Origin of the sequence: Kitasatospora sp. NPDC059577, from assembly GCF_042735475.1 — a bacterium.
GTDB lineage: Bacteria > Actinomycetota > Actinomycetes > Streptomycetales > Streptomycetaceae > Kitasatospora.
Map to the genome: position 1 here is coordinate 1 of NZ_JBHWBZ010000064.1, position 13,194 is coordinate 13,194.

The 13,194-nt window shown below is 68.4% G+C and carries 13 protein-coding genes and 1 pseudogene; 7 read left to right on the forward strand and 7 right to left on the reverse strand.

The features are described from left to right. Positions 1-635 precede the first annotated feature (635 nt). Together ACFV0O_RS34325 and ACFV0O_RS34330 are read left to right on the forward strand one after the other, a co-directional pair. Positions 636-2,747 carry a DEAD/DEAH box helicase family protein gene (locus tag ACFV0O_RS34325; protein ID WP_380347662.1) on the forward strand — a complete coding sequence of 704 codons (2,112 nt, stop codon included), beginning with the start codon at positions 636-638 and terminating at the stop codon, positions 2,745-2,747. Beyond that, positions 2,702-2,986 (forward strand): annotated as a pseudogene (locus ACFV0O_RS34330) (transposase); the annotation flags it as partial. The gene ACFV0O_RS34325 and the pseudogene ACFV0O_RS34330, both read left to right, overlap by 46 nt. 267 nt (positions 2,987-3,253) lie before the next feature. Here the strand turns inward: ACFV0O_RS34330 and ACFV0O_RS34335 are convergent. The 4 genes from ACFV0O_RS34335 to ACFV0O_RS34350 all read right to left on the reverse strand — a co-directional run bounded on the left by ACFV0O_RS34335 (position 3,254) and on the right by ACFV0O_RS34350 (position 6,190). Continuing rightward, positions 3,254-3,466 carry a hypothetical protein gene (locus ACFV0O_RS34335; protein ID WP_380347664.1) on the reverse strand — a complete coding sequence of 71 codons (213 nt, stop codon included), beginning with the start codon at positions 3,464-3,466 and terminating at the stop codon, positions 3,254-3,256. A 435-nt stretch (positions 3,467-3,901) separates the two neighbouring features. Further along, the gene (locus ACFV0O_RS34340; RefSeq protein ID WP_380347666.1) at positions 3,902-4,282 is read right to left on the reverse strand and encodes a hypothetical protein; all 381 of its coding nucleotides are present in this window, start codon (positions 4,280-4,282) and stop codon (positions 3,902-3,904) included. After that, positions 4,276-4,869 (reverse strand): replication/maintenance protein RepL, encoded by a 594-nt coding sequence (locus tag ACFV0O_RS34345; protein ID WP_380347668.1) that lies wholly within the window; start codon positions 4,867-4,869, stop codon positions 4,276-4,278. Before ACFV0O_RS34345 ends, ACFV0O_RS34340 begins: the two co-directional genes overlap by 7 nt. 1,114 nt (positions 4,870-5,983) lie before the next feature. Beyond that, positions 5,984-6,190, reverse strand: a complete 207-nt coding sequence (locus ACFV0O_RS34350; protein WP_380347669.1) for a hypothetical protein — start codon at positions 6,188-6,190, stop codon at positions 5,984-5,986. Between the two features lie 133 nt (positions 6,191-6,323). Here ACFV0O_RS34350 and ACFV0O_RS34355 point away from each other — a divergent pair, with 133 nt between their 5' ends. The 4 genes from ACFV0O_RS34355 (at position 6,324) to ACFV0O_RS34370 (ending at position 9,580) form a co-directional block, all read left to right on the forward strand. Further along, a complete protein-coding gene (locus tag ACFV0O_RS34355; protein WP_380347671.1) occupies positions 6,324-6,485 on the forward strand; it encodes a hypothetical protein in 162 nt (53 codons plus the stop codon). A gap of 220 nt (positions 6,486-6,705) precedes the next feature. Then, positions 6,706-6,876, forward strand: a complete 171-nt coding sequence (locus tag ACFV0O_RS34360) for a hypothetical protein (RefSeq protein WP_380347673.1) — start codon at positions 6,706-6,708, stop codon at positions 6,874-6,876. 290 nt (positions 6,877-7,166) lie between these two features. Continuing rightward, positions 7,167-8,366 carry a ParA family protein gene (locus tag ACFV0O_RS34365; RefSeq protein ID WP_380347675.1) on the forward strand — a complete coding sequence of 400 codons (1,200 nt, stop codon included), beginning with the start codon at positions 7,167-7,169 and terminating at the stop codon, positions 8,364-8,366. Continuing rightward, positions 8,363-9,580: a ParB/RepB/Spo0J family partition protein gene (locus tag ACFV0O_RS34370; protein ID WP_380347677.1), complete on the forward strand. Its 1,218-nt coding sequence runs from the start codon at positions 8,363-8,365 to the stop codon at positions 9,578-9,580. The genes ACFV0O_RS34365 and ACFV0O_RS34370 overlap by 4 nt, the downstream gene beginning before the upstream one ends. A 122-nt stretch (positions 9,581-9,702) precedes the next feature. Here the strand turns inward: ACFV0O_RS34370 and ACFV0O_RS34375 are convergent, their stop codons facing one another. After that, a complete protein-coding gene (locus ACFV0O_RS34375; protein WP_380347679.1) occupies positions 9,703-10,065 on the reverse strand; it encodes a hypothetical protein in 363 nt (120 codons plus the stop codon). Between the two features lie 52 nt (positions 10,066-10,117). On the opposite strand from ACFV0O_RS34375, the gene ACFV0O_RS34380 reads away from it, so the two are divergent. After that, positions 10,118-10,861 (forward strand): hypothetical protein, encoded by a 744-nt coding sequence (locus tag ACFV0O_RS34380; RefSeq protein WP_380347681.1) that lies wholly within the window; start codon positions 10,118-10,120, stop codon positions 10,859-10,861. A 489-nt stretch (positions 10,862-11,350) separates the two neighbouring features. Here the strand turns inward: ACFV0O_RS34380 and ACFV0O_RS34385 are convergent, their stop codons facing one another. Further along, complete coding sequence (locus tag ACFV0O_RS34385) at positions 11,351-11,758, reverse strand: hypothetical protein (RefSeq protein ID WP_380347683.1); 408 nt, start codon at positions 11,756-11,758, stop codon at positions 11,351-11,353. Between the two features lie 11 nt (positions 11,759-11,769). Further along, positions 11,770-12,279, reverse strand: coding sequence for a MarR family transcriptional regulator (locus tag ACFV0O_RS34390; protein ID WP_380347685.1), 510 nt, complete (start codon positions 12,277-12,279; stop codon positions 11,770-11,772). Between the last annotated feature and the right edge of the window lie 915 nt (positions 12,280-13,194).

Genomic DNA, 13,194 nt, shown 5'->3' on the forward strand with positions numbered 1-13,194 from the left:
CCCACTATCACACCCCACCACCACACCCCATATCGAAGTTGTTCTGGTGGGATCGTTTTTGTGTATAAGAGACTGGGTGCGCGTTGGGCGGGACCCGCTCCGCGTGTCCGCACGCGGGCTTCGCCCGGGTGGGCCCGGCGCTTCGCGCTCGGGCCGGCACCACTCCGCTTCGCTCCATGGTGCGGGTGGGCTGATGCTCGTTCACAAGGTTGAACTGGATTTTCGGCTGAACTTACGACGGGCTGACTGGGGGAAGGGCGGGCGCCGGGGGGTGCGTGCGGGTCGGCTTCACTCCCACTGGATTGGTCTAGACCGTGGTCCAGGCCATGCTTTCGGCTCCACCCAGCGGACGGGGTGCGCTACCCTGACGGGACCAGCAACGGTCTCTGATGTATCAGTCTTATGGTGTCGTACGATCCCGCCGAAAGTGGGGTCCGGATCCGCCTCTTTCGAGTATTCGGCGGATTCCTTGGCCGTGGACTGATATCCTGCCGGAAAGTCGCTTCTATCGGGCTTGTATTCCGGTTGTCTGGATTCCTTGGCCGGGCTCGTTGAATGTATCAGTAGGGCGCTGTCAGCGTTTCCCGCGTGGTCCCTGGTGTGGGCTCGGGGATGGGTGAGGGAGACACGTTTTCGTGGACGTCGTGAAGCCCGGCCTGATGGCCGCTCAGGCAGCCGCCGGCATCTCGCTGCGCGGGCACCAGGAGGAGGCGTTGGAGGCCATCGTGCGGGGCTTGACGCCCCGTCCGGGACACCCGGCCCCGAACGGCCTGCGGGTGACGGTGCAGATGGCCACCGGGTCCGGGAAGTCGTACGTCGGAGCTGCGGCCGGCCAGAAGCTGGTGCCCCGCGGCGTGGTCCTGGTCGTCGTGCCGACGCTGGATCTGCTGGTGCAGATGATCGGCTCGTGGCAGGCCGCCGGCCGTTCCGGGGACATGCACGCGGTCTGCTCCCTCGTAGATTCCGAGCTGCCGTTCGGCGTGATGGCGACCACCAGCCCGCTGATGATCGGCATGTGGCTGTCCCAGGCGGCCAAGCACCGCCGGCCGACCACCGTCTTCGCCACCTACACCTCGGTCGGGGCCGTCGCCGATGCCTACGAGTACTGGGCCGCGAGCAAGGGCGAGCTGCTGCCCCCGCTCGGGCTGATGGTCTGCGACGAGGCACATCGCTCCTCCGGCAGTGTCGAGAAGACCTGGACCGTGGTGCACCACCAGACCGCCATCCCGGCGGAGCGCCGGCTCTACATGACGGCGACGCCGCGGATCTGGGCACCGCCCAAGCGCCCCGTGAAGGGCCGCGAGGAGGCCTATCAGCCGTTGCCGGAGGAGCTGGCGGTGTCCATGGACGACGTCCGGGTCTACGGGCCGCACGTGTACTCCCTGGGCCTGGCCGAAGCCATCGACCGCAAGCTGCTCGCGCCGTTCGAGATCGTGGTCCTGGAGCTGCGCGACCCGCTCGGCGACCGCCAGGGGGCCGAACGGCAGGGCGTGCCCTGGGGACCGGGCGTCGGCGAGGCCCAGGACGGCAGCGAGGACGACGTGCCGGCCGCGCGCATCGCGGCCATCCAGGCCGGACTCGTCAAGACCATGGTCGAGCGCGGCCTGGAGCGCTGCATCACCTTCCACAACCGCACCATCGAGGCCCGCTACTTCGCCGAGACGATGAACCAGACCGTCGAGAAGCTTCACATCGATAACCCCCGGAAGTACCCGGAGGAATTCTGGGTCCAGTGGCTCTCCGGTGAGCACGACGTGGACTTCCGGAAAGAGGTCATCGCCGATTTCGGGAGCAGCGGTGAGAGCGACGGTCTGAGGCACCGGGTCGCCGCTCAATGCAAGGTGCTCGGCGAAGGGGTCGATATCCCAGACACAGATTCTGTTCTCCTGCAGGGCCGGGGAAGCATGGTGGATATCGTCCAGGCCATCGGCCGGGCCCTGCGGATGAAGCCCGGCGAAGGGAAGACGGCGTCGCTGATCGTGCCGGTATTCCTGAAGCCCGGGGAGGAACCCGGGGATATCCTGAAGTCGGATTCCTATGGTCCGCTTGTTCGAATTTTGACCGCTTTTAGGTCTCACGACGCACGTGTGGTGGAGGCACTGGCAGTGCCGCAGAAGTCCGGCAAGCGTACCAAGGGGCGCAGCGCTGAGGCTGCTGTCGGTCCTGGTGAGAGCGGTGTGGGTGCGGGTGGGTCGGGGGCGTTCACGCTGCCCGTGCGGTTCCAGACGCCGGTGGATGAGAACGTGCTCGCGCTGTTCATCGCCTCGCGGGTGCTGGTCGGGGAGACGCAGCTGTGGCGTGAGGGGATTGGTCACGCGCGGCGGTGGTTCGAGGAGACCGGCGGGCTTGACGTTCCTTATTCCGCGATGGTCGGGGAGAACGGAAACTACCCGCTTGGAAAGTGGTTGTCGGACCGACGAGGCGAAAATGCGAATGGTGATCTGGCGTCATACCGGGTGGAGATGCTGGACGCGCTCGGGATGATCTGGTCGGTGTCGGATGCGCGGTTCGACGCGGGGTTGGACTGGGCGCGGGTCTGGGCGAAGGAGCACGGCGGCTCTTTGGCGGCGCCGGCACGGGCCTCGGTCGGCGGGTACGCCATCGGCACCTGGCTCTCCGAGCTGCGGGCCGCCGCCCAGATCCCGGCCGCCTGCGCGACGAAGACGCCTGGCAGCTCAAGGAGGTCCTCGCCCGCGTCACGGTGCTGGCCACCGCTGCCGAGTACATCAGGGCCTTCGCCGAGCTGATGAACGACCGCCGCGGACGAGAGCTCAAGGACTGGATCACGCGCGTCCAGCAGGATCAGGTCCCGGCCCTTCGAAGCTTCGCCACCGATCTCCTGCAGGACCTTGATGCGGTCGTCGCCGGTCTGACCCTGAGCTACAGTTCCGGCGCGGTCGAGGGCCACAACAAAAAGATCAAAATGATCAAGCGCCAGATGTTCGGCCGCGCCGGCTTCGACCTCCTGCGCAAGCGCGTCCTCCTTGCGGCCCAGAGGTCTTGGAGAAGATCGTCAGCCACGACCGTTCATGATCGCGGCTCCGGTGACCCTCCGTGGCCCCGGCACGGAACGGAAAGTGATCCAGAACCACGGTTCAACCGACGCCGACACTTGGTCGACGCCGCTCAATCTGCTGGCACCACCCCACCCACTCACACGGCGGGCGCCTGGCCGCAGGCTACCGGGACACGGTCGGCGGACCGGGGATTTGTACCCTCCACAGGACAGTCGCGCTACCCGTGATGGTAGCGCTCAGATCTGCCGGTCCGGGTCGGAGAAGGTCAGGCCGCCGGACGAGAGGCGGCGGCGAGCCGGGGCAGGCGCGTCCACAGTCTCACCGGGCGGCTGGCGGAAGTCGGCGCCCTGCTCAACCGGCAGCCGGCGCACGCCGGACTGGGCCGGCACGGGAGCGTCGACGGCGGGCTCGGAGAAGGCGGGCAATGCGAGGGGGCGACGGTCGGTCATGATCCACAGTGTCGCAGCCCGGACGGAGCCGGGTAGACCAAACCGCTATCACCGGTGGTAGCGATCTGGCCCTGGCCAGCAGGGCCAGGCCGTCCGCGCTTCAGATCGCCATAACAGAGTGGTCAACCGCTACCACGCCTGCCCTCCGGGCAGCGCTGGCCGCGGTTGGCGATCTACCGATCCGCCGCACACGCCTCCTGGTCTGGCCCCTGTGTGGGGGCCAGACCGCTAGCACGAGTGACAGTGCTTTGGCACTGCTGGGAAGGCCAACGAAGACGGCCCGGGCGGTTGGCCCGGGCCGCCACAGGTCTCGCTGGCTATGCGCGGATGCCAAAGTCGGCTGGCGGGACCCAGCGTCAAGGCAGCTGCACCTTGTCTTACGGCTCTGGGTTTCTGCCGTGCACGCTAGCTCCGGGGTCCGACACAAGTGCGGGGTCAGCCAACCGCGCGCAGCCGGGTGCGGCCGGCCTTGGGCGGGGCGGCCTGGTAGTCGGGGATCAGGATGGGCGGGACGCCTTCGCGGGCGGCGCGGGTCATGGCGGCCTGCATTTCGAGCTCGGAGCTGTAGCCTGCGATCGCGGGATGGAGGCGGTAGCGGTAGCCCTTGCGCAGGACGAGGCCACGCTCGACGAGGAGAGCCATCCCGCGGCTGACAACCGACGGAAGGATCTGCAGCTCCGCGGCGATGTCCTGCTGGGCGAGCGGAACGACGCCGCCGGGGTCCTGGTGCTCGACCATCACGGACAGGACGTTCGTCGCGGTGGGGGTGAGCTCGAGGCGCCGCAGGAGCCCGAACAGGTCAGTGACCATCAGCATGTCGACTCCTTGTCCCCGGTCTTGGCGGCCGCCAGCCCGATGATGTCAGGGAATCCGTTCTCGAGCGCGAGATCGCGGAGTTCGGCGAGGAACGCCTGCTGCTCGTCCCCGTTGCCTTTGTACGCGATGAGGGGGTTGAGCTGCCATATCCCCCGGCCGACGCTGCGAATGTAGTTGCGGGCGGCGAGGTGCTTGAGGGCGGGGCTGACGCTGGAGCGGCTGGTGCCGATCTCGTCGGCGATCTCGCGCTGAATGGCGTGACAGACGCCGCGCTCGGCCCGGCCGACGATGTTGGAGAGGACCGCGCACTGCAGTTTGGTCATCTCTCCTGACATGAGCGCCTGAGGGAGAACGTAGCGGGCGAAGTAGCGGCTGAGAAGGGCGTAGCCGTCGGAGCCGAGAACTTCGTGGGGTGCACGGCGGTAGAACTTCGTGCGGGCTTCATAGACGCCGCTGGGTAGGTGTCCGGCGTAGCCCCGGACGATTTCGGCGGCGAGGTCGCGCTGGTGCTGGGGACCGGCGGGCTGGAGTCTCGGCTGGCGGGTGCGCTGGGGCGCTTGCCTGCGGGTGCTGTCGCGCTCTGCCAAGACCGTGATCCTTTGCTCGTGTCGACAGCACGCTACACGTTCTTCGCAGCAGTGCGAAGAATGCTGCGCGCGAGTGCGAAACACGTGTCGCGGCGGATCGACCTGGGGCATGCCGGATCATCTGGCTAGGTCGGATGATCATGCGGGCACCTCGGGGATGTCGGGCCACGTCGACCCAATGTTTCGCAATTCTGCGAAACATTGGGTCCTAATGTCGGCACTCAGTGACTTCCGGGAGCCTCAAATGTCGGCCCAGCCATACCTTTGTTTTTCCAAGTTTGCAGGTCAGAAGCCTAATTTCCAGGCCGGCCTCTTATATATAAAGGTCTCCGTCGCGCTCTCCCGAGCCTTGCCTCCGGCGGGCTGCGGCCCCGTGCCGCTGCCGCAGCCCAGGCCTGGCGTGTACGTCTGGGTACTGGCTAGGGCCACTGCGTGCGCCAGTCACCGAAGTCCGGCTGCCGCCGGACCCAGGGCCTTGACGGCCCTTTCCGCGAGGTCTGCTGGCTGGTGCCCGTATCCCGCGAGGGCCGGTGCGGGCCCCACGTCGTACCGGACGGTGCTTTCAAGTAATTGAGGTCGCCGGTGTCGGCAGGTGGTGACGTCAGCAACCGTTCGGGGGCGGGCAGGCCGCAGCACCTGGTGCAGGCCCGACGGCAGGTCGCCTCGGCCGCAGGGGACACCGGCTATTCATCTGAGGGCAACTGCCCAGGCCGGACCGTCCACGGTCCGGCCGGTGCGGTGGCGGGCCGACGGCCGGGCCGGCCACGGCCCTGACGGCGGGACGGCAGCGCAGGGCAGGCGGCAGCAAGGGCGGGTCCAGCGCCGCCTGGGCGCTGGCCACGGGTGCGGGGGCGGAGCACTCCGCGCCCAGCTACCTACGGGGCCGGGGTCCGCATCGGCTCGCAGTTGCCGCCCGTTCCCGGTCCCACCGGGAAGAGCCAACGGCGGGTGTTCCATGGATCAAGGCCCAGCTCGCCTTCGTCCGCGCCTTCACCGACCCCGAGACGGCCGACGACGACCTCAACCTCACCGCCCAGCTCCTGACCGGCCTGCGCGCCTCACCGCCCGCACCGCCGCCCTGATCCGCGACGCTGGCACCAGCGGCCAGGACTTCCTAGACCGCGCGAGCATCCTCGACGCCGAAGTCCGCGCCTCCGGCGGGCGGGCCACCCGCACCACCCTCGCCCACTGCTTCCACCACGCCGTCCTGAACGACAACGGCGCGCTCGACACCGCGATCCGCGACCTCGACCAGCTCACCCGCGACCGCGACTACGCCTACTACACAGACATCGCCCACTTCATGGCCGACCTCCAGCACCCTTCCCCCGCTCAACGCGCCCGCGCCTACCGCGCCCGACCCGCTCTGGGAACGGGTACGCGAGCACCTCACCACCGTCCCCGCAGTCGAGCGGGAGCGCCTGCTGCGGCTCAGCACCCGTGACCGCTCCGCCGTGGACGGCTCCCACCCGCCGACCCACCTGCGGATCGCCCTGGCCGCCCACGCCGGCAACGGGGACGCCACCGTCACCGTCACCGCCGCCGAGGGCGCCTCGATCGCCGCCGAGCTGGCGCCGCACCGCGCCCGGATCGCCACCGGGCTGCTGGCCGGCTGACGAGGCCGGCCGGCAACGGAGCGCCGACCTCCCCTCTGCCGTCGAGTAGGTCCCAGCGCGTCCGTCGACCCGCCCGACCCCGAGAAGCACCGCATGTCCGACCTACTGGAGGGCGCCCGCCCGGCGCCGGAGGCGCCAGCGGCGATCGGCGCCGGCTCGGAGCTGTCTGTCTTCGGTCGTTGAAGGGCGGGCCGTTGTCGGGGTCGCGCAGCCGGGTGTGATGCTGGCGCAGGATCTCCTCGCGCTGCGCGGCGGTTTTGTCGAGCGCGGCCTGGCGGGCCGCGGAGTTCTCCCTCATCTGGCGGCGCAGCTCCCGGTAAGCGTGATGGTCGGCGAGCGGACCGCCACCATCGTCTCCCGCGATCTGGGACCGCCCCTCGATCGTGTGTAACCGACGTTGGTAGTGACAGCGGCGGGCGATGGCCTGGCGTTGTCGGCCATCGCCCTATTGAGCGGATGGCCGGGGCCTTGTTTCGCAGGCTGCCGCTGGGTTACGGGTACAAGGTCAGTCGAATCCGCACGTGCTCCACGGCTCGGGGCGACGTGAGCACGTGTGCCGTCGTGCCTCGGGCTCCCCCGTGCGCCTTGGTGTAAACGCCGTTTACACCAGGCTGGAAGAGAATCCCGAAGACACGGCCGCGCGATGTGCCTAAACCCGCATGGCGCCACTATGGTGACGTCATGACGTCTCAAAACTCCGAGGGAGGGCGGGAAAAGGTTGCGTCCAAGCTGCCTGTAGCCCTCCGTCAGGAACTCAAGACCCGGGCCGCGCAGCTCGGCATCGACATGCAGGACGCCGTCACCCAAGCCGTTGAGCAGTGGCGCCTCCGACCGGTCAACGACAACCCCACCATCGACACGGCCGGGGCCGAGAGCTGGAACACCTGGCTCCCCACCGGCCTGTACGACGCGTTCAAGGACGACTGCACGGGTCGGGGGATCTCCTTCGTCCAGGGCCTGGCCCAGGCGATTCGCGTGTGGATCGACTCGCACAACGTCTCCCTGAGCGAGCTGGCGATCCCCCGGTACACGCGGCGGATCGTCGTCTGCAACCAGAAGGGCGGGGTAGGCAAGACCACCATTGCCGCCGGGACGGGCCAGGCCATAGCGCTCGGCCTGCCCGCCAGCACGGGGGCCTCGAAGCTGCCCGCGCTGCCGGGGCTGCGTACCCTGCTCGTCGACTACGACCCGCAGGGCCACCTGACCTCGCAGCTCGGCGTCAAGCAGATCCCGCCGGGCGAGGAGAGCCTGGTGACCCACATGGTCGACCGCGACCGTGTGGCCGGCTCGCTGATCGACCAGGTCGTGGCCATCGAGCCGGACCACTTCGCAGGCCGCCTGAGCCTGCTGCCGTCGAGCTTCGACGCGTTCCTGCTCGACTCCCGCCTCGGATCCGTCCGCGGTCCCCGCGAGACCAGCCTCCAGCGCGCCCTCGCCCCGCTCGAAGAGCACTTCGACGTCATCGTGATCGACGCCCCGCCGAACCTCGGCCTGGCGATGGACGCCGGCCTCTACTACGGACACCGCCGCAAGAACGAGGCACCCGGCACCTCCGGCGTCCTCGTTCCGGTGGAGGCCGAGGACTCCTCCGCGGATGCCTACGCCATGCTCGACAGCCAGATCCGAACCGTCAGCCTCGACTACGAGGTCGACATCGACCGGCTCGGCCTCGTCGTCAACAAGTTCGACAAGCGCAAGGGCTATGTCGCCACCCACTCACTCGACAACTGGCAGTCCCTGGGCACACCGCCCGTCCTGTCCGTCGTCCCCGACCTCAAGGAGCAGCGCGAGGCCGTGCACCTCAAGCAGCCGCTGCTCATGTACGCACCCACGTCCACTCAGGCGCAGCGGATGCGCGAGATCCGACGGAGGCTGTCGTGAGCATCGCCAAGAAGCTGCAGGGTGGCGGCGGGTCCTTCGGGGCACTCGCTCAGGGCGCGTCGCGCGGAGACGAGGTGCGGGCGCGCAGCGAGGCATTGGACGCCACGGGCCGGGTACGGCGTGCGTCGTCGGCGCCGGTGTCCTCGATCGTCTTCAATCCGCTCAACCCCCGGAAGACCGTCGACAGCGAGTCGATCGACGAGCTCGCCGAGAGTCTGACGCGTCGGCAGATCGTTCCGGTCACCGTGGTGAGCCGTGGGGCTTTCCTCGACGCGCACCCCGATCAGTCGGAAGCGATCGGGGAGGCGGACTTCGTCGCGCTCGACGGGAACCGCCGTCTGCGGGCCGCTCAGCGGGCCGGGCTCGAGACCTTGCGTGTGGACCTCAACGATGACCTGGTTTCGCATGCTTCGGACATGGTCGAGGCGGCGCTGATCGCCAACGCCCACCGCGAGGACGTGTCGCCGTTCGAGGAGGCCCAGGCGATCGAGCAGCTGCTGAACACGGTCTACGAGGGCAATCAGGCCGCCGTCGCGCGGGCTCTGGGCAAATCCCGTGCATGGGTGGGACAACGGCTGGCCCTGCTCCACCTCTCCCCCGAGCTTCAGGAGCGGACGGGGACCGGAGAGCTGGCCGTTGAGGAGGCGCGCAGGATCGGTGCCGAAGCGCGGTCGGGGAAGATCACCCCGGCCCAGCAACTCAAGCGGGCCGAGGCCGCGAAGCAGGCGGCTGCGGACAAGCAGGCCGCGAAGGCGGCACGGGCGGCCAAGCGCGCGGATCGTCCGTCGGGGGAGGAGGCGACCGATCGTGCCTCGGGACCCGCTGCCGGGATCGACGGCGCCGGCGGTGGTGTCAACGGCGTTTACACGCCGTCCGCGGTTCAGCTGTCGGGCGGCGGTTCGCAGGAACGGTTTCTGGGTGTAAACGGCGTTTACACCGCAGGCCTACCGGACCAGCGAGACGCCGGCACCGACGAGCGCGACCGTGTCGCGTATTCGGCTGCGGAGCTCTCGGCGGATCCGGTACGCCAGGCCCAGCAGGCCGGCAGGACAACGGTTTCGTCGGGCGGGGCCGGGGTGCCCGACTGGCGTGACCTGGAGAACGTGACGACCTGGCTCTGCCGTTTCCTTCAGCCCGACGAGCTGAGGGTCGTCGTCACCAAGGTGCTGGACCGGCTCGAGGAGTACCCGCCGGAGCGGATGACCGGCGGCTGATCGGCACGGACGTCGACCCGACGGCCTGGGCATCCTGAGGTGCCCAGGCCGTTCTGCTTCGCCAAGGACCCTGGCATCCGGCGCGGACCAGCCTGCTCGCCCGCCTATCCGCACCTGTGTCGTCACATGAAGTCCGCCCGGAGGTGGTGGAGCCGTTCGCCGCCACTGGGTGGCAGCCGGCGGTGAGGCTGGGCGCCGACGTTCTGCTGCGTCGGGGCCGTGTCGAACAGGCACTGGGGCTGACGCGTCCGACGGGCCTGGAGGGCGACGCGGGCGCCGCGTGGCGGTCCTTTGCTGAGGTGCTCGTCGGGGCCGGGCGGGTGGACGAGGCGATCGACGCGCTCGCCGCGCGTCTGAGCACGGATGGGCGCTTCGGGCTGGAGGAGGTGACCGAAGGGCACGGTCGTGACGAGCGGGTGATGGAGTTGCTCGTCACGGTCGCCGCGGAGGTCCGACGCGCCCCCGAGCAACGCGGTGTCCGTCATCTGTGGGACGTTCTTGTCGGCACAGGCCCGGGTCCTGGAGCGCTCCGGCCGGGTGGAAGAAGCCATCAGGACGCTGGGCGCGGATGTGGCCGCGAAGACGTGCTCGTCGCAGGACACTGTCGACGCCTATGTGAGGCTGCTCGCGCGGCACGGCCGACTCGGGGAGTCGGGCGAGCTCGTTGCCGGCACCGAGAGGTACACCGCCTTACGCCCGTACGTGGCGGCCCTGGAGAACGCGGGACGTGCCGGAGAAGCGGAGGCGTACCTGCGCGGGCTCATCGCCACCATCGAGTACCCCGGTAACTACGAGAACGCGCTGCTGGAACTGCTCGTGCGTCAAGGCCGGTTCGACGACGCCGTCGAGGCGGTTGCGCACACCTTCGACGACCTCTACGACGGCAACCTTCTTCAGGCGGCCATGCTCCTGCTGGCTGCGGCCGGCCACCACGGCAAGGCCCTGGAACTCGCCGAAGGCCGAAGCCCTGAATTCCTCGCGGAGAACGAGAGGTTCTGGCTCCGCTCCAACCGGTGGTGGCTGATGGGCGAGTCGGGCCGCTGCCGGGACGCGATCGCGGAGATCGAGGCACTGCCGGCCGACGAGGTCGACGACCGGTCGCCGACCTTCCTCGCTGTATCCGGGCTGTCTGTGTGCCGGTCGCACCGGACCGGGCTGCGGGATCCCCTCGGTAACGGTGTAAACGGCGTTTACACCGCAGGCCTGCCGGACCGACAGGACGCCAACACCACGACGGCGAGCCGTCTGGCAAGGATTGGCATGTCCAGCACTGAAGGGTGAGCCGCAGGAAGCCACCCCGAGGCGCCTTTCGCGGCATGGCCGGTGCCGTAGGCCTTCCCGGCTTGCGGACAGACCGCCACAGGGTACGTCCAGGAATTTTGATCATGAGGGCGAGCGGCGACGTGTTCGACGGCGATCTACAGGGCGGGTGCGTTCGGCGAGTTGCGCGGCCAGATCCTCGTGCCGATCGGACCGACCGCGCAGGCTCCGCCCATCTCCCGGGCGATGAGCACCGTCGGGGGCGTTCAGGCCGGACCGGCGTCAGGGGACCGACCAACGGAACCACCTACCGACTCAGAGGCCCCCGTTTGCGTCGGCGTCGGCGCCGGAGGACCGCCTCCTGGGCGAAGTCGAGGGGCGGCCTTCCGAGGTTTCCTCAGGGGCCGGGGAGCGTAACGCGGGCCACTGACACCGACTCGATCGTCGGTGCACGCGGACCCCGCACCGACGCGTCGGTGCGGGGTCCGGCGTCCGCGATGACGCGCAGACTCAGACGGCGACCAGCTTGGGACGTCCGGACGCACGCGGAGGCTGCTTGCGGTACAAGGGCGCGGCGATGTCCGGCAGCCGGCCCTCCCGGACCTCTACCGCCGCGGCCCGCAACGAGGCCTCCATCTCGGCCTCGGAGCTGTACTTGGCGATGAACGGGTGCAGCCGGTAACTGTGCCCCCGCCCCTCGCCGCTACGGATGACGAGGTGCCGGTCCACGAGGCACTTCATACCGCGGCTCACGGCCGACTCGAGCATCCCGAGACGTTGCGCCATCTCGACCTGGCTGTGGTTGACCTCGCCACCGGGCAGCTGGAGGTCGGACATGATGCCCAGGACCGCGATCGCGGAAGGGGTCAGCTTGAGTCGGGGGATCATGCCGAGCACGCCGGAGGGGGTGATCTCCATAGTGGTCCTCCTCAGCTCTCTCGGGCGAAGTCGTCAGGCCCGATGGTATCGGGGAACTCGCTGGCGAGTTTTTCCGCACGGACAAGCGCGAGGACGCCGTTCTGCTCGTCGCCGTTGCCGCGGAAGCACAGCCGGGGGTTCACGTCGTAGTGACCGCGCCTCTTGTGCCGGCGGATGTAGTTCAGCTCGCAGAGCCGGCCGATCGCGCTGTTCACGCTGCTGCGTGCCACCCCCAGTTCGGAGGCCATCTCGACCTGGGTCTGAACGATGGTCCCGCGGTTCTGAGAACCCATCATGTGGAGCAGGACCGCGACCTCCACAGGGCTGAGCCGGTGGGCCACGATGCACCGCGCGAGGACCTTGGCCAGGAACCAGTTGCTCGTCAGGGAGTAGCCCATCGAACCGGCCATGTCGTGTGACACCCGCCGCGGGCGGAACTTGACGGTGACTTCTTCGACCGTGGCCACGGCCGGCTGCGTCGCGATGTCGATGGCCAGTTGCTCGCCGAACCGGTCGAGCATGCTGATGAGTTCGGGCTCTCCCGCAGAACGGACCGTCCGGTACCCCGGTGTCGCCTTAGAAAGAGCGGTCCGTTGTTCTGCTCTCACGCGTACCTCCGTTCGAGTCGGTTACCTGACACTACATTAACTTGCGGGTGTCTCGAACTTTTTGTGCGGCGGATCGCAAGTCCTGTTCGCCGAACGCGTCACTTGGCGGTCCCGGGACCGACGGTTCCAGGAGCCTGAGTGCCGATTCGCCGGTTTGGCTGCTCCGGCCCTCGGAAGACACATCCAGCGATACTTGCGGATGACTCGAAGTCTCAGCCGTACCGCTCTGGCGGGCGACCGGGAAGGGAATCTTTTCGTCGGCGACAAGCAAAGTTCGAGGTAGGCGCAAGTTTCTGTCGTGAGTCTGCGACATAATCGGCAGAACTGTCCCAGGTTCACGACAGTTTCGACTCATTCCGCGGCAACGTCACCTAGTCTCCACGACTGGAAATTCTTCGAGGCAATCACAAGTTTCGACCACTAGTGTCCGGATCCACAGGGCAGATCCACCATCGAAGTGTCGGCTATACACAGACAGAAGGATTTACAAACCAGCAGGTCAGAGGGGGTATTCGGCCTGTGCTCTCTTACTAAAGAGGTGGCCGTTCCATCCTGTGTCCTTTGGTCACTATCGGTGCTCCTGTCCCAGCGCCCTGTACCAGGCCGTGTCCTCAGCTCTGGCCGACCAACGTCCTGACCCGACGTCACCGCCCCGAGCGGTAGCTGGCAGCGGCGAAGGAACAGAACCGCAGCTGCCAGGCCTCAGCACTCGTGGAGCCTCGAACAACAGAGTCAAGGCAACTGCCCAGGCCGGACCGTCCACGGTCCGGCCGGGGGGGGGGGGGGGGGGCCCCCGCGCGCCGCCCCCCCCCCCCCCGGGCGCGGGCC